This is a genomic window from Bacterioplanoides sp., from assembly GCF_965219715.1.
GTDB lineage: Bacteria > Pseudomonadota > Gammaproteobacteria > Pseudomonadales > Oceanobacteraceae > Bacterioplanoides.
The window spans coordinates 1-18902 of record NZ_CBDCOG010000002.1; the positions used below are offsets into that span (position 1 = coordinate 1).

The 18902-nt window shown below is 51.4% G+C and carries 23 protein-coding genes; 22 read left to right on the plus strand and 1 reads right to left on the minus strand.

The genetic code is table 11. The annotated features are described in order from the left end of the window. The 21 genes from ACOQOZ_RS00275 to ACOQOZ_RS00375 form a co-directional block, all read left to right on the plus strand. Positions 1–1037: hypothetical protein (locus ACOQOZ_RS00275; protein ID WP_420588228.1), on the plus strand; the 1037-nt coding region annotated here is incomplete at its 5' end. Beyond that, complete coding sequence (locus tag ACOQOZ_RS00280) at positions 988–3078, plus strand: portal protein (RefSeq protein ID WP_420588229.1); 2091 nt, start codon at positions 988–990, stop codon at positions 3076–3078. The genes ACOQOZ_RS00275 and ACOQOZ_RS00280, both read left to right, overlap by 50 nt. Continuing rightward, positions 3053–3274 carry a hypothetical protein gene (locus ACOQOZ_RS00285; protein WP_420588230.1) on the plus strand — a complete coding sequence of 74 codons (222 nt, stop codon included), beginning with the start codon at positions 3053–3055 and terminating at the stop codon, positions 3272–3274. The genes ACOQOZ_RS00280 and ACOQOZ_RS00285 overlap by 26 nt, the downstream gene beginning before the upstream one ends. A 109-nt stretch (positions 3275–3383) precedes the next feature. Then, positions 3384–4190: a hypothetical protein gene (locus tag ACOQOZ_RS00290; RefSeq protein WP_420588231.1), complete on the plus strand. Its 807-nt coding sequence runs from the start codon at positions 3384–3386 to the stop codon at positions 4188–4190. Between the two features lie 24 nt (positions 4191–4214). Beyond that, on the plus strand, positions 4215–5225 hold the full coding sequence (locus ACOQOZ_RS00295; protein ID WP_420588232.1) for a N4-gp56 family major capsid protein: 1011 nt from the start codon (positions 4215–4217) through the stop codon (positions 5223–5225). A 74-nt stretch (positions 5226–5299) separates the two neighbouring features. Beyond that, entirely contained in the window at positions 5300–5863 is a 564-nt protein-coding gene (locus tag ACOQOZ_RS00300) for a hypothetical protein (protein WP_420588233.1), read from the plus strand. Next, complete coding sequence (locus tag ACOQOZ_RS00305; protein WP_420588234.1) at positions 5863–6495, plus strand: DUF6682 family protein; 633 nt, start codon at positions 5863–5865, stop codon at positions 6493–6495. The genes ACOQOZ_RS00300 and ACOQOZ_RS00305 overlap by 1 nt, the downstream gene beginning before the upstream one ends. A 12-nt stretch (positions 6496–6507) precedes the next feature. Continuing rightward, entirely contained in the window at positions 6508–7158 is a 651-nt protein-coding gene (locus ACOQOZ_RS00310; protein WP_420588235.1) for a hypothetical protein, read from the plus strand. Continuing rightward, entirely contained in the window at positions 7149–7538 is a 390-nt protein-coding gene (locus ACOQOZ_RS00315) for a hypothetical protein (protein ID WP_420588236.1), read from the plus strand. Before ACOQOZ_RS00310 ends, ACOQOZ_RS00315 begins: the two co-directional genes overlap by 10 nt. Further along, complete coding sequence (locus ACOQOZ_RS00320) at positions 7531–10044, plus strand: hypothetical protein (protein WP_420588237.1); 2514 nt, start codon at positions 7531–7533, stop codon at positions 10042–10044. Before ACOQOZ_RS00315 ends, ACOQOZ_RS00320 begins: the two co-directional genes overlap by 8 nt. Continuing rightward, entirely contained in the window at positions 10041–10505 is a 465-nt protein-coding gene (locus ACOQOZ_RS00325) for a hypothetical protein (protein WP_420588238.1), read from the plus strand. Before ACOQOZ_RS00320 ends, ACOQOZ_RS00325 begins: the two co-directional genes overlap by 4 nt. A 2-nt stretch (positions 10506–10507) precedes the next feature. Then, entirely contained in the window at positions 10508–10876 is a 369-nt protein-coding gene (locus tag ACOQOZ_RS00330) for a hypothetical protein (protein WP_420588239.1), read from the plus strand. Then, positions 10873–11130, plus strand: a complete 258-nt coding sequence (locus ACOQOZ_RS00335) for a hypothetical protein (RefSeq protein ID WP_420588240.1) — start codon at positions 10873–10875, stop codon at positions 11128–11130. Before ACOQOZ_RS00330 ends, ACOQOZ_RS00335 begins: the two co-directional genes overlap by 4 nt. A gap of 27 nt (positions 11131–11157) precedes the next feature. After that, positions 11158–11607: a hypothetical protein gene (locus ACOQOZ_RS00340; protein WP_420588241.1), complete on the plus strand. Its 450-nt coding sequence runs from the start codon at positions 11158–11160 to the stop codon at positions 11605–11607. Continuing rightward, positions 11597–11860 (plus strand): hypothetical protein, encoded by a 264-nt coding sequence (locus ACOQOZ_RS00345; protein WP_420588242.1) that lies wholly within the window; start codon positions 11597–11599, stop codon positions 11858–11860. The genes ACOQOZ_RS00340 and ACOQOZ_RS00345 overlap by 11 nt, the downstream gene beginning before the upstream one ends. 5 nt (positions 11861–11865) lie before the next feature. Continuing rightward, on the plus strand, positions 11866–12084 hold the full coding sequence (locus tag ACOQOZ_RS00350) for a DUF7681 family protein (RefSeq protein ID WP_420588243.1): 219 nt from the start codon (positions 11866–11868) through the stop codon (positions 12082–12084). After that, a complete protein-coding gene (locus tag ACOQOZ_RS00355; RefSeq protein ID WP_420588244.1) occupies positions 12081–13994 on the plus strand; it encodes a hypothetical protein in 1914 nt (637 codons plus the stop codon). The genes ACOQOZ_RS00350 and ACOQOZ_RS00355 overlap by 4 nt, the downstream gene beginning before the upstream one ends. Next, positions 13945–15969, plus strand: coding sequence for a phage tail tip fiber protein (locus tag ACOQOZ_RS00360; protein ID WP_420588279.1), 2025 nt, complete (start codon positions 13945–13947; stop codon positions 15967–15969). The genes ACOQOZ_RS00355 and ACOQOZ_RS00360 overlap by 50 nt, the downstream gene beginning before the upstream one ends. Beyond that, positions 15966–16460 (plus strand): hypothetical protein, encoded by a 495-nt coding sequence (locus ACOQOZ_RS00365; protein WP_420588245.1) that lies wholly within the window; start codon positions 15966–15968, stop codon positions 16458–16460. The genes ACOQOZ_RS00360 and ACOQOZ_RS00365 overlap by 4 nt, the downstream gene beginning before the upstream one ends. Beyond that, the gene (locus tag ACOQOZ_RS00370) at positions 16433–16930 is read left to right on the plus strand and encodes a hypothetical protein (protein WP_420588246.1); all 498 of its coding nucleotides are present in this window, start codon (positions 16433–16435) and stop codon (positions 16928–16930) included. The genes ACOQOZ_RS00365 and ACOQOZ_RS00370 overlap by 28 nt, the downstream gene beginning before the upstream one ends. Next, complete coding sequence (locus tag ACOQOZ_RS00375; RefSeq protein ID WP_420588247.1) at positions 16920–17510, plus strand: hypothetical protein; 591 nt, start codon at positions 16920–16922, stop codon at positions 17508–17510. The genes ACOQOZ_RS00370 and ACOQOZ_RS00375 overlap by 11 nt, the downstream gene beginning before the upstream one ends. Before the next feature lie 5 nt (positions 17511–17515). Here the strand turns inward: ACOQOZ_RS00375 and ACOQOZ_RS00380 are convergent, their stop codons facing one another. Then, positions 17516–17878, minus strand: a complete 363-nt coding sequence (locus ACOQOZ_RS00380) for a CC0125/CC1285 family lipoprotein (protein WP_420588248.1) — start codon at positions 17876–17878, stop codon at positions 17516–17518. A 142-nt stretch (positions 17879–18020) separates the two neighbouring features. On the opposite strand from ACOQOZ_RS00380, the gene ACOQOZ_RS00385 reads away from it, so the two are divergent. Then, positions 18021–18881 (plus strand): tail fiber domain-containing protein, encoded by an 861-nt coding sequence (locus tag ACOQOZ_RS00385; RefSeq protein WP_420588249.1) that lies wholly within the window; start codon positions 18021–18023, stop codon positions 18879–18881. Positions 18882–18902 lie beyond the last annotated feature (21 nt).

Consider the following 18902-nt stretch of genomic DNA (forward strand, 5'->3'; position numbering starts at 1 on the left):
GAGAAATCCGTAAATCTATTGTTGATGCCGCAACTGGTCGTGTGGGCCGGTATCCGCCGAAGCGTCTTGGCGGTCCTACCAGATCCTGTATGATCATGGACACCAACCCGCCGGACGATGATCACTGGTGGTACAGGCTGGCAGAAATGGAAACCCCTGATAACTGGGAGTTCTTTCGGCAACCCCCTGCCTTAATCAGGAATGCAGACGGTGAATGGCTGAATAACCCGCTGGCGGAGAATGTACAGAATCTGGCGCAGGGTTATGACTACTGGCGTAATCAGGTGGGGGGGAAATCCGACCAGTGGATACAGGTATATATAGAAGGAAGATACGGCACCGTTATGGATGGTTTGCCGGTTTATCCTGAATACAGCGACACCATTCATATTTCTGAGAAGCCACTGGAACCGGAAGACCGGCCTCTCATTCTGGGCTGGGACTTTGGTTTAACACCGGCCTGTATCATCGGGCAGGTTACAGCCAGAGGCCAGCTGCTGCTGCTGGGCGAACTGGTGGCGGAACGCATGGGACTGCAGCAGTTTTCTGAAATTGTTGTCCGTCCCCACCTCGCTGAAAACTTCCCGGAATTACCGGTAGGCATCAGTGTCGGCGATCCGGCCGGCAGTGCCGAGTCCCAGACGGACCAGCAGAATTGTATTCAGGTGCTCAATGATGCCGGTATCCCTACGATCTCAGCTCCCACTAACAAGATTGAGCCAAGGCTGAATGCCGTTCGTCATTTTCTGACAAGGATGGTGGACGGTATGCCCGGCATTCTGATTGATAAACGCTGCCGTATGATCCGCAAGGGATTCAACGGTGGTTACAAGTACGAGCGTGTTCAGGTCTCCGGGGATGAACGGTTTCGTGATAAACCCTGCAAAAACCGCTATTCCCATCCTCACGACGGCCTGCAATATCTGTGCCTGATGGCCGGTCGGGAATACGACGATTCAGTTTTACCTTCCAGCACGGAGTACGGCTATGCAGCCGGTGACAGCGGATACCAGCCAGCCAGCTATGTCGGCTACTGATTTTCCGGAAACGGATAACGCGCAGACGCAGTATCCGCATCCTCCTGAAACTCAGTTCGAAATGGAAGCACTGGGTCTCTGGCTCAGGGCGCGGTTCGATGAAGTCAAAGGCCAGCGGCATGAAGTCGAAGATTGCTGGCTACAGGACCTGCGGCAGTACAAAGGCCTGTATGAGTCCGCTGAATGGCAGAAGCTGAAGGAAGAAAAACGCCGGTCAAAACTGTTTTCCCGGATGACCAGGCGCAAAGTCAAAGCCTACGACAGTCGTATGATGGAGATGCTGTTTCCTTCCGGAAAAGACCGTAACTGGTCACTGAAGAGTACCCCCGAGCCTGATGTTGTGATGACTCCTGTCACTCAGGAGATGATCACTCAGCGTCAGACAGCCATGTTTCAGGAGCAGGTACAACAGATTGCACAGGAGCGTAACCAGCCTCCGGAACAGGTGGCACAGATGTTGCAGCAGGGAGGTTATGTTCCGGAACTGGACAGCGAAGAGTTACGCCATATCGCCATAGCCGTAGCACGGTCAGCCTGCGACCGGATGAGCACTACCATTGCTGACCAGATGGCAGAGCTGAACTACAAAGCAAACTGTAAAAAGGTGCTGCACTCCGGTCACATCTTCGGTGCCGGCATCCTGAAAGCCCCGTTAGCCATAAAGCACATGCGGCCTAAATGGGCGTTTGATGGCAGACAGTGGTTTATGGAGATGACTGAAAAGCTCATGCCCTATATCGAGTGGGTGCCGGTATGGGCGTGGTATCCGGACCCTGCGGCCCGGTGTATAGAGGATATGGAATTTTGTTTTCAGCGGCATGTGATGACCCGGCATCAGGTCACAGACCTTACTATGCGCCCGAACTTCAATCAGGAACTGATCAGCTACTACCTGAGTGAGTATCCGGACGGGGATGCAGAACCCATGAATTACGAGGTGCAGCTGGATGCCCAGAACACCAGCTCAACCAGTATGGACAGCCGCACAGACCGACGTTACGAGGTACTTGAGTTCTGGGGAGTACTTAGCAATGAACAACTGCGCGACATCGGCATTGAGACGGACCCTATGGAGGCATTCTGGGTGCAGGCATGGGTCATCGGTCATCAGGTCATCCGTTTCGGTGCTGCCCCCATCGAGGGGATGGATCACCCGTACCATATCTACCATTTCGAAGAAGATGAATCCTCTATCTGGGGTGAAGGTGTGCCGGCCATCATACGTGATGACCAGTCCGCCCTGAATGCCACCATGAGGGCCATGATGGATAACATGGCCAGCACAGTAGGTGCCCAGTATGAGGTGAATACTGATCTGCTGCATCCTTCCGAGCGCGTCCGTGACATCTGGCCCAACCGTGTCTGGTTCCGTCGTGGTGATTCCCGCTATCCTGCGCTGCGGTCGGTAGAGGTGAACAGCCGCATTCAGGAGTTTCTGGCCCTGAAGGGAACCTTTGAAACACAGATACATGAAAATACATTGCCGGCGTTTATGCAAGGTCAGCAGAGTGGCGGCGCAGGCCGCACTGCGTCTGGCCTGAGCATGTTAATGGGCAGTGCTAACCTCGATGTTAAAGACCAGATCACCAATTTTGACCTGGGCATTACCCGTCCGGTGGTCTCCGGTTTTTACAAGTGGAACATGCAGTTTAATGACGACCCGTATATTAAAGGTGATTTTGAGATCATAGCAAAAGGCTCCAGCTCACTGGTAGCCAAAGAACTACGGGCCGGTCAGCTCGATCAGTTACTGCCGTTACTGTCTAACCCGCAGTACGGGCGTTATATCGACGCGCGGAAACTGCTGGAAGAAATATTCAAGGTGCGGGATTTGCTGGATACTGAAATCCTGTTATCTCCTCAGGAGTACGACGAGCGCGAAGCACTGCGGAACCAGATACAGCAGCAGCAACAACAGTTGCAGAAGCTCACTGAGTTGCTGGATAAGCTCTACAAACAAGCGCCTGCTTTGGTTCGCCAGGCAGCGGATCGTTTACCAAAAGAGGCATTTACCAATGCAGGAATGGCACAACAGGGCTGAAGATGCCCTCTATGCTCTGCGTGAAAACCATGAATCGGTCACATATATGGCTATGCTCGATTATTTTTCAGCAGTCTATGAGAGAGAAAAGGAAAACATGGTGTTGAGCAATGACGAAGAAACCCTGAGAACCCACTGGATTGCGGCAAATGGTGTGCGTTCACTTCTGGCTGACCTGATGGTAGAGAAGGAATAAAAGCAGCCGGCAGGGTGCCTGTTTCTCCGGCTGCAGTGGCGAGTTACCTTACGTCAGCAGTAAAAAGCCGGTTTTCATTATAGACCGGATACCTGAACAGGCCCGAACAATGTCTGAAAAACCTGAATACGATGAGGATGAGCAGGCCTGGAGTGAAGCCTGGTCGGATGATAAAGACGGCGACGGAGCCTCACCTGAAGCCACTCCGTCGGCTGAAGAGCCCGATCCGGAAGCTCCCCCTGCACCGGAAGATGATATCGCATCGCTGAAACACAAGCTGCGCAGTGCCGAAGGCCGTTTAACGAAATTCGAGGAACACGTCGAAGATCTGCGGAAAAAAATCTTATCCAGAGAGACCCCCAATGAGCCGGAAACGCCTGAAGAAGATACGTTTCTACCGGATGGATGGTCACAGGAGGACTGGGAAGATTTCTCGGCAGATTATCCGGTACAGGCAGAGTTACTGGAGCAGCAGAGCCGGCAGGTCAGACAACTGAATGACCGGATGCAAACCACCGAGACCCATATTTCTGTCAGCGAACAGAATAAGGAGTTCGAGGACACCATCTTAAAGGCTCATCCTGATTATGATGATTTGCTGGCTAACGAGAGACAGCAGATCGTTGACTTTATTGAAGGTCAGCCCAACCCGACCCTGAAATCAGCCTATCAGCAGGTCTATCAGAACGGGTCTGCTGAACAGATCATTGATCTGGTCACTGATTACAAAGAACACGGTCGTCAGCCGGCTGGAAAAAATGAACCTCCTGTCAGTTCGTCAACAGTGAATAATGCTCTGGCCGTTCCCGGCCGGAGCCGGTCGCCCTCAAATATTACCGGCAAATCCGGAATGCCTGATGCCAACGACTTTTCCGGCAGCTGGAACTATTTCAGTGATGACAGCATTGATGACTGACCGGATACCTGCAGGTAACACGTCATGGCAGAATCAACTGACTATGGTGACATCAGCCCCCGTACTGCGGCCTATGCCAGCAAACGGCTGCTGAAACGCGCTATTCCGTATCTGGTTATTGAAAAGTTCGGCCAGCCCAGGCCGCTGCCCAGAAAACACTCAGACACTATTACATTCCGGCGTTTTGAGCGTTTCCCTCATACACCAACCCCGTTGACAGAAGGCGTTACACCGTCTGCCCGTAAACTCCAGACCACTGACATTAAGGCGGTCCTGAAGCAATATGGTGATCGCATCCAGATCACCGATAAAATTCAGGATACCCATGAAGACCCGGTACTGTCGGAAGCCGTGGACATCCTCGGTGAGCAGAGTGCGCAGATGCTGGAAACCGTGCGTTTTCATGTGATCCGTGCCGGCACCAATGTGTTCTATGCCGGCAATGTTGCAAGCCGCGATAAGGTGGTGGGCACGGTTGACCTTGACCTGCAGCGCAGGATTATGCGCCAGCTCAAACGTCAGGATGCCCGTAAGATGACCCGGGTGATTAAGTCAACTCCGTCGTATGCTACCCAACCGGTCAATGCCTGTTATATCGCTATCTGTCATCCGGATTGCGAGAATGACATCCGTGATATTAAGGGTTTCACTCCGGTCGAGAACTACGGCACCATGCCGCCGTTTGAGTCTGAGGTGGGTAAGGTAGAGGATATGCGCTACGTCACCAGCACCATTCTGGAAGGCTGGGAAGGTGAGGGTGGTACCATCAGTGGTGAAGAAGCCGGCAAGGCCGCTGTACTGTCAACCGGTGGTGAAAAAGCCGATGTTTACCCCATCCTTTATGTCGCCAAAGATGCGTATGGCATTATCCCGCTGAAAGGCGAAGGGGCAGTCCGGCCTATGGTGGTCAACCCTAAACCTTCTGACTCAGATCCGCTGGCACAGCGTGGCCATGCCGGATGGAAAGCCTACCAGACTGCCTGCATCCTCAACGATGCCTGGATGGTCCGGGCCGAAGTCGCCGTTTCTTCTTAATCCCATCATTGACACAGGGACAGCCGGAGCAATCCGGCTGATGATCCGCTATGGCCGCAAGAAAACAGTACACTATGGATGAACTGGAGGCACTGTCCAGACCGAAACTGAATGTCATCTGTACCAACCGTGGTATTGAGGTGGTTGATGAAACCCCTGATGCTGATATACGCCGTATGATTATGGTGCAACAGTTTCAGGAAGCCGGTTCAGCAGATAAGGCAAACACACCGGAGACAGAACCGGAGACAGAACCGGAGACAGAACCGGAGACAGAACCGGAGACAGAACCGGAGCCGGCACCGGTATCATATCCGGGCGAAGGAAAACCTGAAACCTCTGCACCGTCTCCGGTGCAGGCCAAAAACGAACGGGTGTGGTTTAAGGTCATGGCCGGATCACAGGCCCATGAAAAACACGATGTCTTTGCCAGCCTTAACGGTGAGAGTGTCCTGATCAAGCGCGATCACTGGGTAAAGCTGCCCCGTAAATTCCTGAGTATTTTTGAGAACGCAGTGCAGACAGAAATGGAAACAACGGCAGATGATCGTGTCATTGAGAGGAATGTACCAAGGTTTAATGTGCAGGTACGCACTATTGAGGAAGGGATTTCTCCTGAAAAGAGCCGGCCTGAATAATGGTCAGAGATATTTTTAACACAGTGTCGTTTATCCTGAGCGACACATCGAATGTTACCTGGACCGAACCGGACCTGATTAATGCCCTGAACAACGCCTGTCGCATGGTGGTTATCTGCCGTCCTGATGCCTGCAGCACGATCGGTGATGTCACCCTGAAGGAAGGTGCGCAACAGCGTATTCCGGATGATGGCCTGCGCCTGATCGACACCTATTACAATGAATCCGGAATCCCGATCCGTATGGTCAGTCGCCGTGATGTTGACCGGATAAATCCGGACTGGATGCACATGAACCCGACCGACGATGTTCTTGAAGTCATGTATGACGGACGAATTCCGGATGTCTTTTATGTGTACCCGCCGGCAAAGGAGGGACGGGTGATCAGGCTGGGTTACTCGCTGATGCCGGATGTGGTCAACACCGCAGACGATCCGTTTCCCCTGCCGGAGAAATACAGTCCGGCTGTAATCGAGTGGATGCTGTACCAGTTGTTCTCTCTGGACTCACGTAATGCCCAGTCGCAGCAACAGGCCAGTGCTCACAGTCAGCAGTTCTACCAGATTCTGCAGGTAAAAACACAGGCTGATGTCATGGTGGCACCGGCTTCCAGCCAGAAAAGCGCAGGATAAGGAGTCGTTATCATGGCAAAACTCACCGACCTGTCTCCGGAAGTGGTGGCTGAAACGCCTGAATGCCCGATCGGACAGGTCAACAAGGCCCTGATTAACACCATCCGTGATTTCTGCTGGAACACGCACTACTGGCAACATGAAATGGAACCTATTACCCTGTTGCCGTTCAGTGAACAGGCTCCGGAAACCTGCATTTACACTCTGCCGGTGCCTGAGAATACTGAAATGCTGACGGTAATAACCCTGGTGTATAACGGCAGTCTGCTGTCGATGAAATCTCAGTCATGGCTGGACAGCAATGTTAACAACTGGCGACAGGCCAGTGGTGAGCCGTTGTATTACCTGATGATGAGCGACAAACGGGTCCGGTTTGTGCCGGCCAGTGATATTGTGCGTCCGGTGGCAGTCACCGGTACACTGATCCTGCAGCCGACAAAAGTTACTAATGAGTTTGATGACCGGCTGATGGAATTTGATCAGGCCATCATTAACGGCGCGTTAGCAAAGCTGCTGGTGATTCCTGATAAAAAATGGAGCAACAGTCGCCGGGCCACTGTCTCTGAGGCGGTGTATCAGGAGGGACTGAGCCGGGCCCGGTTCATGGTCATTAAAGGCTTTTCAACCGGGACTGAAACCGCCGGGAGGCGATCATGGCTTTGATACAGTTGCAGCCGTTTTATCGCGGTGATGACCATGCCCTGCAGGTGCTGGTGAAGGTGAAGGACTCGGAAGAGGCGCTTGACATCACCGGCTGGGAGTTTACATCTACCATGAAACTGTCGTCTGAGTTACCCGATCAGCCGGCACTCGATGATCAAGGGAACCGTCAGGTGCTGCAGGTCGTTAAGGTGGCAGACGCGAACGACGATTCCAGAGCCGGCCGGATTGACCTGCTTTACCCTGCCGCTGAAACCCGCCAGTTGCTACCGACCAGTTATGAAATGGACATTCAGTGTCAGCGCAATGGCATTACACAGACGCTGGTAAAAGCAACGATTACCGTGCTTGCCGACGTTTCCCATGGTGACAGCCATGACTGAACAGGCGTTACAGGTTGAGATTGTCCTGAGTCAACTGGTGGCTGAGATACTGCCGGATGAGATACTGCAGATCGAGGCTCAGGTCTCTGTAGTGTCACCGGACCAGATCGTGTTGCTGGAACATATCCGTCAGGACAGCACGGCAGCCCGTGATCTGTCGGAGCAGTACCGGGATGAGGCTCGCAGTGCCGCCAGTGATGCTGACAGCAGCCGGGCGCTGGCCGGGCAGTACCGCGATGAATCAGAGGTACTGAACGGGAGCACCGGGGAACTGTATCAGGCTACCGACAGCCTGCATTCTGACACCATGCTTCGCCATGAGGAGGTGAAAACACTGCAGGCCAGTACTCAGGCACTGAAACAGAACGCCTGTGAATGCGCTGACAGTGCTGAGTCGGCGCGTGACCGGGCGGTGGCGGCAGAAACAAAATCAGCGGAATCCGCAGCGGAATCACTGACCAGCCAGCAGGCGGCAAAAGCATCAGAAACCACTGCCTCTGAAGCGGAGCAGAACAGCCTGAAAGCGGCCACCGCCTCGGAAACGTCTGCCGTCCATTCTGCCGAATCCGAAGCTCAGGCCAAACGCTGGGCCACAGAAACAGAGAATACCCCGGTACAGGATAACGATTATTCCGCCCTGCACTGGGCCGCAGTCGCAGAACGTATTGCCGCCGGCATAACCAACGGCATGGTATTTGCCGGATCGTGGAATCTGGCCGATGATTTGCCACCGGAACCGGAAGGAACGACAGTACCGTGGTATCGGATCAGTAACGCCGACATATCTGCCATCCGTCCCACTACAATCGCTATAGAAGCACTGGCACAGGATGCCAATGCCGGTGATCAGTTGCTATGGGACCCGGAGAACAAAGAGTGGTTTGTACTTGATACTTCAGATCAGGTCTGGCTGGTCAATGGCCAGCAGGGCGAGGTCATCCTTACGGCGGCGGATGTAGGAGCACAGCCCACTGAGTATCCGCATTTCAGAAAAACGATAACACTGTCTAACAGTGCCGCCGCAGTACTCAGATTTCAGGATACCAGCAGTGAAGAAAATAAAGACTGGACAATAGTTACTCACGGCACCGGATTTTCTATCCGTAAAGACGGCACCTCAGGTGGCAGTAGTTCTTATCCTTTCAACCTGAGCATATTGTCAGAAAGTGTGCAGTTTTACGGGAATGAAGCCTACCACACCGGCAATAAGCCAACGGCGGCTGATGTAGGTGCTGTATCAACGACAGGCAATAACACCATAACCGGCAACCTGATTATCAGCAACGGCGAAAATTTTCAGTATTTCAAAGCCATGAGGGGCGACACTGATGCCATTTTCGGTAACGGACTGACTGCAGCGACGATGACCTGTCGGCAGGACGGTGAAGAAATCGGTGTGCTTACGTTAAAAGACAAGCTTCGGGTAAAAGAGAAAGGTGACAGTAGTTACCGAAGGGTTTATCACGAAGGCAATAAGCCGACACCTGAAGCACTGAGTGTCTTATCCGATACCGGTGGCGACGTAAAAGGTTATATCAATATCACCGGCCTTTCAGACCGGCAGTACCGGATCACGCATCCTTCATCAGAATACACAGGGGAATTTGCTGTAACCACCAGTGCAGTACTGATAAGACGACTGGACTCAGAAGGGAATAAACGATCAATCGGCATATTGAATGATGGCGACGCAGTGGTCTTCGATGGTGCCTGGCGCAAAATCTACCATGAGAACTTTAAACCCACTGCGGCGGATACAGGTGCGGTATCAACCATCGGTAATTCCCAAATATCCGATATTAACAGCATGATTCTTAATGGCGGCAGCACTTACAGCCGGATCAGGATTACAAATACCAACAGCAAATGTGGCGACGATGAAGGTATTGCTTATCTGCAGGCAGGATTCTCCGGTGGCGAAAATACCGGTGGGCAGCCTGGAGCATTGCGGCTGACCGGCTGGTATGGTGGATTCCTGAAAGACTGCTGCTTTTATATTACTGAACCGGACAAGCTGAAGGTAAGCGTTAGTGGCAGCTGGCATGTAGTCTATCACGAAGGCTATAAACCCAAACCATCCGACATCGGTGCCCTGGGTAACTCCGGCAACCAGAAAATAACAGATGGCTCACTGACTGCTACAGACCTTATCGGCCGGCTGAACCAGAAATCCGGATACCAGAAACTCTACCGTTACAGTGAGTCCACCCACGGCAGTCCGGATTTTGAAGGAGGGTATCTGCAGTCCTACCTAACCTTTACCGGCATTGAGGGCTGCTGTACCTGGATGTTCAGTGTCCGCTCTGATGAACTCGGAGCAGAGACCCCGCAGATACCGGTTGAGCTGTCTCTGGGAGGGAAACGGGTTTACCATCAGGGATTCAAACCCACTGCTGAGGATGTAGGTGCCGAACCGGTGCTGGACAGTGACCGCAAACGTAAAATCACCATCTCCACCTCCGACCCGTCCGGTGGCAGTGATGGCGATATATGGTTCAAAGTATGAATGTACAACATGAAGGGCAGTGGCAAGATGCCGCAGTATTTGTAAAGAATAGCGGCGACTGGGTATCTCCTGACGTATCGGTAAAACATGATGGCCAGTGGTACAACCTCGGAGTGTTGACACTGTTCCGTGACATGCTGGACGCTGAATTTTTGATTAGTAAATATTACGGATATGGATTTATACATGAACAATGCGGTTCAATTACACAAAACCAGTTTCACAATCAACCATCAGGATATATTTCAACCCTGTTATATAGCCGTGAAGGGGGAGGTACCACGATTATGATCATGTATCCTGAGCAAATCACAAAAGCCTGTATATCTGTGGACGGTAAGGAGCACACTTTCAGTTTATCCGATTATTATGGCGAATACCGTGGATCAACCAGTAAAGACAGTCTGCATCTGGAAGATAATAACGGCAGCACCGTAAAACTGATCGTTAAAGTGAAATAACCATGCACCTGATTATCATCCGTCCACATAACCTGGTCGTTGTTGATACCGATGCCCTGAATTTCGACTTGTCCGACCTTACCCCGGACAACCTGTACGCTCTGCAGTGGGATGACAGCAGCGGCCACACTGAATACACCGGCCAGGAGAATGAGACAATCAGCACGCTGCCGGACTGGGCGACAGACGTTGTGAATAAGCACCGGGAGCTGCTGCAGAAACAAAGAGCCAGCGAGCGTCTGCTCGCTGTCAGCCGGATCATCCTGAGCAACGGCCAGGCCAGAAAAGACCGGGTGACAAAACAAATCCGTGCAAGAGCAAAACAGGAACAGCAAACGATTAATCAATTCGTTCGGGAGCAAATGACATGAGCCGCATTACATACAATACCGCAACTCCGTTCGGACAGTTAATATCGGAGGCGATTGATCATATTCATCAGGCAACACTGAAAATACAACGCAGCGCCAGTGCTGTTACGGAAATGACCGCTGAGCAGTGCGAATCAGAAATCAGCGTGGCGCAGGACGATTTCACTAATTTCCGCAATCGACTGAACGACATTCAGTTACATCTTGAGTATGAAAAATTCTGCAACCTGATCGTCATATTTGACCAGGGATAACCATCTCCTCCCAGTGAAAGTGTAAAAATGACACCACAAGCCGATGTGTGCCGTTCCATGATTGAACAGGCACTGGATTTTTATGGCCTGCCGGACAGTGAATCCGCTGTCCGGCTGCTGTGCATGATTGCTGCCCATGAGTCCGGGAAATTCCTGTATACCCGACAGCATGGTGGCCCGGCCATCGGTGCTTTTCAGATGGAACCGGCCACCTATGAGGATGTCAGCCTGTATGCCAGGAAAAAGGGGTATATGACGGATGAATTCCCCAGTCCACCGGAGCGAATGATTTTTGATTTCTGGTTCGCAACCGGCATGGCCAGAATATTTTTTCTGCGACTGCCGGCACCACTGCCGGCACCGCACCAGCTGAAGGAGCTGGCGGTGTACGCGAAAAAATACTGGAATACAGAGCTGGGTAAAGCGACACCGGACATGTACCTGTCGGCCTACAGGGATTTATTTGATGAAAAGTAAGATGGATGTGGCGGCTATTGTGGCTGTTGTTGCAGTAATCGGCTCCGGTATCGGCTGGGTGATCAGTGTTGAACGGCGTATGGCTAACCGGTTGAAAAACGAAAGTTATTATGCTGATCAGCAGCTGACGAAAAGTACGTTACGGGGCGAATCTGAAAAACTGAAAACTGAGCTGGATGCTGATGTTCGCGGTCTCAGGGACCGCATAAACAATTTTCAGTGTCCTGCCTGTCCTCCCTGTCCGAAAGGATAAATTCCATGACTGAACAAAAACTCACCGAAGGCCAGTGGCGTGTCGGTATCCGGTTTAATCCGTCCGGAAATTTTGATGTTGAACGGATCAAAACCAAAGCCGCAGAGCTGATTGACCTGATTGACGAAACCGGTAAAGACGGTCGTTGTACGGCACTGGCCATGAATGCGTTCGAGGACGGTGCCATGTGGGCGGTAAAATCTGTGACTAAAGTGCCGAGATGAAACTGCTGTTTAACCGGTTCCTTGGCGAAATACCCCGGACTGACCCGTCACTGCTGGATCAGGGTAATGCGACCAGAGCGTGGAATGTGGTGCTGGAGCGTGGCACCCTGCAGCCGTTCCATGAACCCCGGCATTTCTGTGAGGCCTCTAAACCACATGACCAGCTGAGTATTTACCGGTTCGCACCGGAAGCCGGCGATCCGGCATCCGGCTGGATGTTCAGCTGGGACAAAGTGGTTGACTGTGTGCGCGGTCCGGTAGCAGGCAACAGCCAGCATCTGACGTACTGGACCGGAGAGGATTTTCCCCGATACACCGACAACTCCGTCGCCACCGGAGATGGCGTATTGCCCAACGTATCGTACAGACTCGGTGTTCCGGCCCCGGAGTTCGCTCCCTATGCTGAGAGAATGTATAAAGCACCGGAAGACGAAGAATCTGAAGACGAAGAATCTGAAGATGAAGAATCTGAAGATGAAGAATCTGAAGATGAAGAATCTGAAGATGAAGAATCTGAAGATGAAGAATCTGAAGATGAAGAATCTGAAGATGAAGAATCTGAAGACGAAGAACCGACCGGCCCTGAAGGTGAGGTCGGGCCGGAAGGCCCGGAGGGTCCGACCGGTCCTGAAGAGGAAGAACCGGAAGATGAGAGTGAAACCGGGCCTGAAGGAGAAGAGGGTCCTGAAATTGATGCCTCGACCGAAACTGACAGGGATTACGTGCTCACATTTATCCATCAGCTCGGTTCGCTGGAAATGGAAAGTGCTCCCAGTGCTCCCAGTGAAATCGTCACAGTGCCGGCAGAGACAGGATTCGGGGTACGACTGAGGAATATTGATGTACTGCCATCCGGACCGTATCCTGCCGGTTCGAAACGACTGTACCGTCGTATATACAGCGGCGGACTGACACAGTTTGCCATGGTGGCGGAACTGGGTGCCGATGATTCGGAGTATGAGGACACTATACCCGACGCGGAGATTCCCGGGGATTTGCTGGTCAGCGAGAGTTTTAATCCGCCGCTGGAGGATATGCACTCTCTGTGCGTATTGACCAACGGCATTATGTTTGGTGCCTGTGAAAACGAAGTGTGCCTGTCAGAACCGTACATTCCCCATGCCTGGTCGCCTTTTGCCCGGTATCCGTTGCCTGATCCGGTGGTGGGGCTGGGGCAGGCCGACAGCAATATTGTCGCTGTCACTCTGAAAAACCCGTATATCATTACCGGCCAGAGTCCGGAAAACATGAGCGTGGTTGAACTGAAAATGAATCAGGGATGCCTGAGTAAACGCTCTGTCGTATCCGGTCAGTTCGGCTGTATCTATGCTTCCCCGGACGGACTGGTGATTATTGCCAGTGGTGCATCCAGAACACTGACAGACGGACTGATCACCCGACGACAATGGCAGGAACTGAATCCGTCCAGCATGATCAGTGCCGTTAATGAAGACCTTCTGATTGTCAGCTTTACCGGCAGGGACGGCACCAAAGGCTCATTCATTCTCAACCCGCAACAGCTTGATGCCGGTATCCGGTTCACCGACCAGCACTTTACTGCGCACTACCATGACGGACTGCTGGACAGCCTGCTGGTTTATGATCCCGGGATTGAGGCCATCGCATTATGGGACAGTGGCGAGGCACTGACGTACACATGGCGCAGCAGAATCAACATCGTGCCGGAACCGATGTGTTTTCGATGTGCCCGAATTGAGGCCATCAGTTATAAGGACCTGATATTCCGGTTGTACGTAGATGGTCAGCTGAAATACCAGTGTCCGGTGCCGGATGACAAACCATTCCGGCTACCGTCAGGTTATCAGAGCCGGCAGTTTCAGGTGGAACTGAGTGGCACTGATGAAGTTCGCCAGCTCTGTATTGCTGAGTCCGTCAATGAGCTTGAATAGACGTTTCCCGGGCCTGGTGAATGCTCCGACTGATGCCTCAGCGCAACAGTCGCAGTGGATGGAACAGGTAACAACAACGCTGCGCTCCGGTCTGGGACAGTCGAAAAGCAATGAAGGGAAATGGCTGACCTGGCAGGACCTGGAACAGGCCGAAGTGGTGGTAAAATCGGCGCAGGGTGATGGCAGTTACCAGCCGGCTGTACCACCGGATGAACCGCTGGATATGTCGCCACCGCCGGGGCTGACGGATGTTGAGGCCTCCGGAGGCATGACGGCCATCTATATCACATGGGCCGATCCGGCCCTGGCGTATTACTATCATATTGAGATTCACCGGGCGCAGAAAGATGATGTCGGTATGGCTGTTATGGTGGGCACCACCATGGGCAATATCTTTCAGGATGTGCTGGGCAGTGACGACACCACAAAATACTACTGGGTGCGGATCGTTAAACAGTCCGGCGGTGAGAACATTATCGGACCGTGGCACGCTACAAAGGGGGTATCCGCTGCCGCCGCTACTGATCCGGACTGGGTGCTGAAAGACCTTGAAGGCAGGATTAACGAATCTCACCTTAATGATCTTCTCAGCAGTGAGATCGGCAAAATCCCCCGGATCGCCGAGAACACGGCGGCCATCATTGCCGAGTCGGAAGCCAGGGTAACAGAAGATGAAGCCCTTGCCAGTCAGATCACTACGCTGGCAGCAGATATGGACGGCGGGTTTGCCGGTGTCCGTGATGAAATGCAGGTGATTGTCAGTGATCAGCAAAAGCTGGCATCCAGAGTAAGCACCGTTGAACTGGATCTGGAAGACACCAGAGGTGCTATCGAACAACAGTTTCAGGTATTTGAAGATGAGTTCGAACAAATCCGGGCTGAGTACACGGTCAAACTGGATGTGGACGGCTATGTCGGTGGTTTCGGACTGGTCAACGACGGTGACGTTATTACTGCACTCTGGCGCGTGGATGTGTTTGGTGTCGGTTCCCCTGGCTCTGAAGAACTCACCTTCGCTGTAGATGCAGAAGAAAACCGGGTAGTGATGGACGGGGCCTTTATAAAAAATGCGTCCATCACTGATGCCCAGATCGGCAACATGACCGTTGATAAGCTGACCGGCGGAACGGCGGACTGGGTGGAAGCCAATATCCGTGATGCGTCCATTACCAATGCCAAGATCGGGAATGTTATCCGCAGTGATGATTATGAAGCCGGGACTGCAGGATGGATTATAAATAAAATAGGTGTTATTGAGTGTTTTGATTTGTATGCCAGAGGAACTATAGAAGGGTCAATAATCAGAGGGTCTGTTGTTGAAGGCGGATTAATTATTGACAGCGGAGTTAGTATTACTAAACCAACAGAAGCAGATAAAGGGGTAGGAACCATCCGGTTTTTATGTTTAGCTGATTACTCTTACCATTATGAAAAAGAAGAAGATGTAACCGAGGTTGAGTTTTTTATTCCGTCCGCCGGATATATGGGAGAAGGATATGATATGTGGGGAGACGGTAATACAGAAGAGCCTGTTTATAACAACTTTGAAAGGAATATTAAGCATACAATTTCTCCGAAGATAAGTTTTAACGGAGCAATAGACTTTTACTGGAACTCCAGTTGTCCATCCCCGGGGGCAAGCACTGAAGATGATTTTGACTTTACTCTGAAAATATATGGAGTAAATCCAAACAATCATGAGACTTTATTAAAAACGATTAATGCCAGGATTGAGCCTAGCCCTTTTGATTCTGTTATTCCTGAAGGTGTAATAGAGTATTCATATAATAGCTCAACAATAAGATGTTATACGTCAGCAGGTATACCATACGATACAGTAATTGGTGCATACACTTCTTTTATCGTTAATCTGGATATTAATATTGATTACGAAGGGGATTATAAAAATATAAAGTTTGTTTCAAACAGACTGGGAACTTTTACGATTATAGATTCAAACAGGAATTATATATGAATAAAACCATCAGAAGATCACCATATTTTATTGATAAATTATATGGATCTAATATTTATATCTATGGAAAGAACGATATTTCTAACTATATGTCATTAAGAATATTAGATGGTATAGAACTTACCGGTGAAAACGTATCTGATTATAAAATAGAGTATGGTGAGAAACAACCTTATAAGGATTATGACCAAATTATTATTATTTCTGATAATGAAAATAGTAGCCATTTTTATGAAAAATTCAAAAATTCTCATGTTTCTGTAATAAGCACTGAGAGTGCTGAAGGTCTTTCAGAGTCTCAAAAACAACTAAATAATACAGACTGGTTATTTGTCCGTGATGTAGAGAGAGAGCTATTGTCTATGCACTCTAAAGGGATATGCACTTTGTCAGACACTACGCTAAAACGGTTTAATGAAAGACTCAGGATGAGAATGAATGTTGATAATGAGATAACTAAAAAATGCTCCCAGATAAAGAACGCCAGTTAATCCGCTACTGGCTGAAAGAAAACCAGAGCGCGATTGATCTGGTGAACGCCTACAGTGCCGTATCGCAAATCTGGGATGACTTACACGACGGTGATAAAGCCGTGACAAAAAGCCGGGTCAACCAGATGATGACGCTGGCCCTGATTGACATCCCCACCAGTCCCTTTTTCCGGGAACACTACCTCGAATTAATGCCGGTGGTGCAGCACTGCCTGATGACCTGGCTGGATGCCAACACCCTGGAAGCGGTGGGTGATGACCGTGACCTGCAGGTCAGCTACATCATTCGCTCTGTCACTACTGATCTTATTATCCATGTAGCCGGCATTGTCGGTGGTCCTGTCTGGCGACGGCAGGCAGCACTGGCGATCCGTCAGGCCATCTACCATGATAACGAACCCTTTGAAGCGTACTATGCCGAAGTGATGAAGCTCCGGCAGGACACAGAGGAGGAATCCGATGTGCAGTGATCCTGATTATGCGGAACAGAACGAGTATGAGAAAGCACTCATTGAGCAGTCAGAAAGTATGTGGGCGGATTACCAGGAAAATTATGTCCCGCTCGAAAACCAGGTTATTAAGGAGGTTGAGGGAAAACGGAGTGCTGGCTACCAACAGTACTCCAAAGATCAGGCGGTAAATGCTGCCCGGATGCAAACGCCGGGCACTGTCACAGTGGGAGCCGGGATGCAGCCGGGGTCCGGCAGTTTTGCCAGAGCCAGCCAGAGTGCCCAGCAACAAAGCGGTGCCGCCGGAGCCATGGGAGCCATGGCCGGACTACAGTCTGCTGAAGACCAGTATATGTCCGGCATGATGGGACTGGCGCAGACCGGACGTGGCCAGCAGGCCAGTGCCATGTCCGGTTACAGCTCACTGGCAGCAAACCAGGCCGGAACGGATATGGCCGAGCTGATGGCCAAACAGCAGGTGAGTTCTGCCAGATGGGGAGCTGTCGGCAGCATGGCGGGGATGGGAGCTTCAGCTTACATGAAACAATCTGGTTTGACAGGAAATAACAATACCAGCTCAGGCACTGCTACAGGAACCTGATGATATTAGAATTTGCACCGGATTTTTGCCTCAAGCTGTCTGCTGAGTGAGTCAAGCAGGAACCTGGCATCGTATTCGCTGACCATTGGGGTGACATCAACAGTGATTGTGGCGTGAGTGATAGACCCTTCGTACAGTGCTGTTTTTTCTGTCACTTTAAATCCTTCATAGCCTCTTACGCAGGCGATTTCAGCGGCCCTCAACAGGGCGATACCCTCAGCTCTGGTCCTGGCAGAAAAACCATTGACAACACTATGGATGCGATAAGTGTCAGGACCCAGTTGTGAATCACCGTAGCCTCTGTGATAAGGCGTGGCACCGCATCCCGCCAGCACCGCAGCCAGCGACAGAATAATCCATTTTTTCATGGGGAAAGTCCTGCAAAAGGGATGATTCTACTCATTTCCCGGTCAAAAAAAAGGCTGCTTATCAGGCAGCCCTGCAGAACTTTCATTGTCGTAATGACTTCCCGGGTCATTACCTCCGAATTATAGACGGCAGGTGATAACTATGTGTGCTTCAGCCCCGGAGATCAGCACCGAAGCTCAGGATAAACAGGCAGCGATGGTTAACTGGATGGGGGAGGATTTTGAGCAACGGTTCCAGCCGCTGGAACAGAGTCTGCTGGATGAGGTGACCAACAAAAATGCCAATATCCGCCAGAGCGTAGATGAAGCCGGTATCGCTGCCAATAAATCCTATGAGGCGACCCTGGGCATGAGTGAGCGCAATATGGCCCGTTACGGAACAGAGCTGTCAGAGGATCAGCAGGCTGCGATGGATGCCAGCTCTGCCCTGTCGGCTCAGGGAACGCAGATTGGTGCTCAGGGTATGGCGCGGGATGCCACTACGGCCCGTTATGACCAGCTGCAGCAGGGCCTGATGACCCTGGGCTCCGGCATTAAGTCCGGGGCCATTTCCGGTATGACCAGTGCCGCGAATCTGGAGGCCAACAGGAACAGCCAGAACCAGCAGCTCTACGCACAGAGCCAGAGTGACATGATGAGCGCCATCGGCACCGTTGCTGCTCTTGCGGCGGCACCTTATACCGGCGGTGCATCACTGGCGGCAATACCCGCCGCTGCATCGGACAAAAATGCCAAAAAAAATATCCGTAAGGCCAGCACGAAAAAAAACCTGAAAGACATCGAATCCTTTGATGTTAAGCATTTTGATTACAAATCCGGTATGTCCGAAGGCCGTCCGGAGCAGGGGCATATCGGCGGTATGGTACAGGATATGCCGGAGTCCATGATTACAGCGGACAAAAAACACGTTGATCTGCCCGATTCGATTATGACCCTCGTCGGTGCCACTCAGGAGCTGTCGAAGAAAGTGAAAAAACTGGAGAAACGCCATGTCCGCAGCTAACGCCTTCCTGAGTGGTTTTAC

What these genes read in the sequence shown, in the direction of transcription:
- ACOQOZ_RS00340 (WP_420588241.1), top strand. Translation starts at nt 11,158, where the DNA reads ATGACACCACAAGCCGATGTGTGCCGTTCCATGATTGAACAGGCACTG.
- ACOQOZ_RS00330 (WP_420588239.1), top strand. Translation starts at nt 10,508, where the DNA reads ATGCACCTGATTATCATCCGTCCACATAACCTGGTCGTTGTTGATACC.
- ACOQOZ_RS00295 (WP_420588232.1), top strand. Translation starts at nt 4,215, where the DNA reads ATGGCAGAATCAACTGACTATGGTGACATCAGCCCCCGTACTGCGGCC.
- ACOQOZ_RS00385 (WP_420588249.1), top strand. Translation starts at nt 18,021, where the DNA reads ATGTGTGCTTCAGCCCCGGAGATCAGCACCGAAGCTCAGGATAAACAG.
- ACOQOZ_RS00300 (WP_420588233.1), top strand. Translation starts at nt 5,300, where the DNA reads ATGGATGAACTGGAGGCACTGTCCAGACCGAAACTGAATGTCATCTGT.
- ACOQOZ_RS00290 (WP_420588231.1), top strand. Translation starts at nt 3,384, where the DNA reads ATGTCTGAAAAACCTGAATACGATGAGGATGAGCAGGCCTGGAGTGAA.
- ACOQOZ_RS00365 (WP_420588245.1), top strand. Translation starts at nt 15,966, where the DNA reads ATGAATAAAACCATCAGAAGATCACCATATTTTATTGATAAATTATAT.
- ACOQOZ_RS00350 (WP_420588243.1), top strand. Translation starts at nt 11,866, where the DNA reads ATGACTGAACAAAAACTCACCGAAGGCCAGTGGCGTGTCGGTATCCGG.
- ACOQOZ_RS00355 (WP_420588244.1), top strand. Translation starts at nt 12,081, where the DNA reads ATGAAACTGCTGTTTAACCGGTTCCTTGGCGAAATACCCCGGACTGAC.
- ACOQOZ_RS00360 (WP_420588279.1), top strand. Translation starts at nt 13,945, where the DNA reads ATGAAGTTCGCCAGCTCTGTATTGCTGAGTCCGTCAATGAGCTTGAAT.
- ACOQOZ_RS00380 (WP_420588248.1), bottom strand. Translation starts at nt 17,878, where the DNA reads ATGAAAAAATGGATTATTCTGTCGCTGGCTGCGGTGCTGGCGGGATGC.
- ACOQOZ_RS00345 (WP_420588242.1), top strand. Translation starts at nt 11,597, where the DNA reads ATGAAAAGTAAGATGGATGTGGCGGCTATTGTGGCTGTTGTTGCAGTA.
- ACOQOZ_RS00320 (WP_420588237.1), top strand. Translation starts at nt 7,531, where the DNA reads ATGACTGAACAGGCGTTACAGGTTGAGATTGTCCTGAGTCAACTGGTG.
- ACOQOZ_RS00370 (WP_420588246.1), top strand. Translation starts at nt 16,433, where the DNA reads ATGCTCCCAGATAAAGAACGCCAGTTAATCCGCTACTGGCTGAAAGAA.
- ACOQOZ_RS00375 (WP_420588247.1), top strand. Translation starts at nt 16,920, where the DNA reads ATGTGCAGTGATCCTGATTATGCGGAACAGAACGAGTATGAGAAAGCA.
- ACOQOZ_RS00285 (WP_420588230.1), top strand. Translation starts at nt 3,053, where the DNA reads ATGCAGGAATGGCACAACAGGGCTGAAGATGCCCTCTATGCTCTGCGT.
- ACOQOZ_RS00315 (WP_420588236.1), top strand. Translation starts at nt 7,149, where the DNA reads ATGGCTTTGATACAGTTGCAGCCGTTTTATCGCGGTGATGACCATGCC.
- ACOQOZ_RS00305 (WP_420588234.1), top strand. Translation starts at nt 5,863, where the DNA reads ATGGTCAGAGATATTTTTAACACAGTGTCGTTTATCCTGAGCGACACA.
- ACOQOZ_RS00310 (WP_420588235.1), top strand. Translation starts at nt 6,508, where the DNA reads ATGGCAAAACTCACCGACCTGTCTCCGGAAGTGGTGGCTGAAACGCCT.
- ACOQOZ_RS00325 (WP_420588238.1), top strand. Translation starts at nt 10,041, where the DNA reads ATGAATGTACAACATGAAGGGCAGTGGCAAGATGCCGCAGTATTTGTA.
- ACOQOZ_RS00335 (WP_420588240.1), top strand. Translation starts at nt 10,873, where the DNA reads ATGAGCCGCATTACATACAATACCGCAACTCCGTTCGGACAGTTAATA.
- ACOQOZ_RS00280 (WP_420588229.1), top strand. Translation starts at nt 988, where the DNA reads ATGCAGCCGGTGACAGCGGATACCAGCCAGCCAGCTATGTCGGCTACT.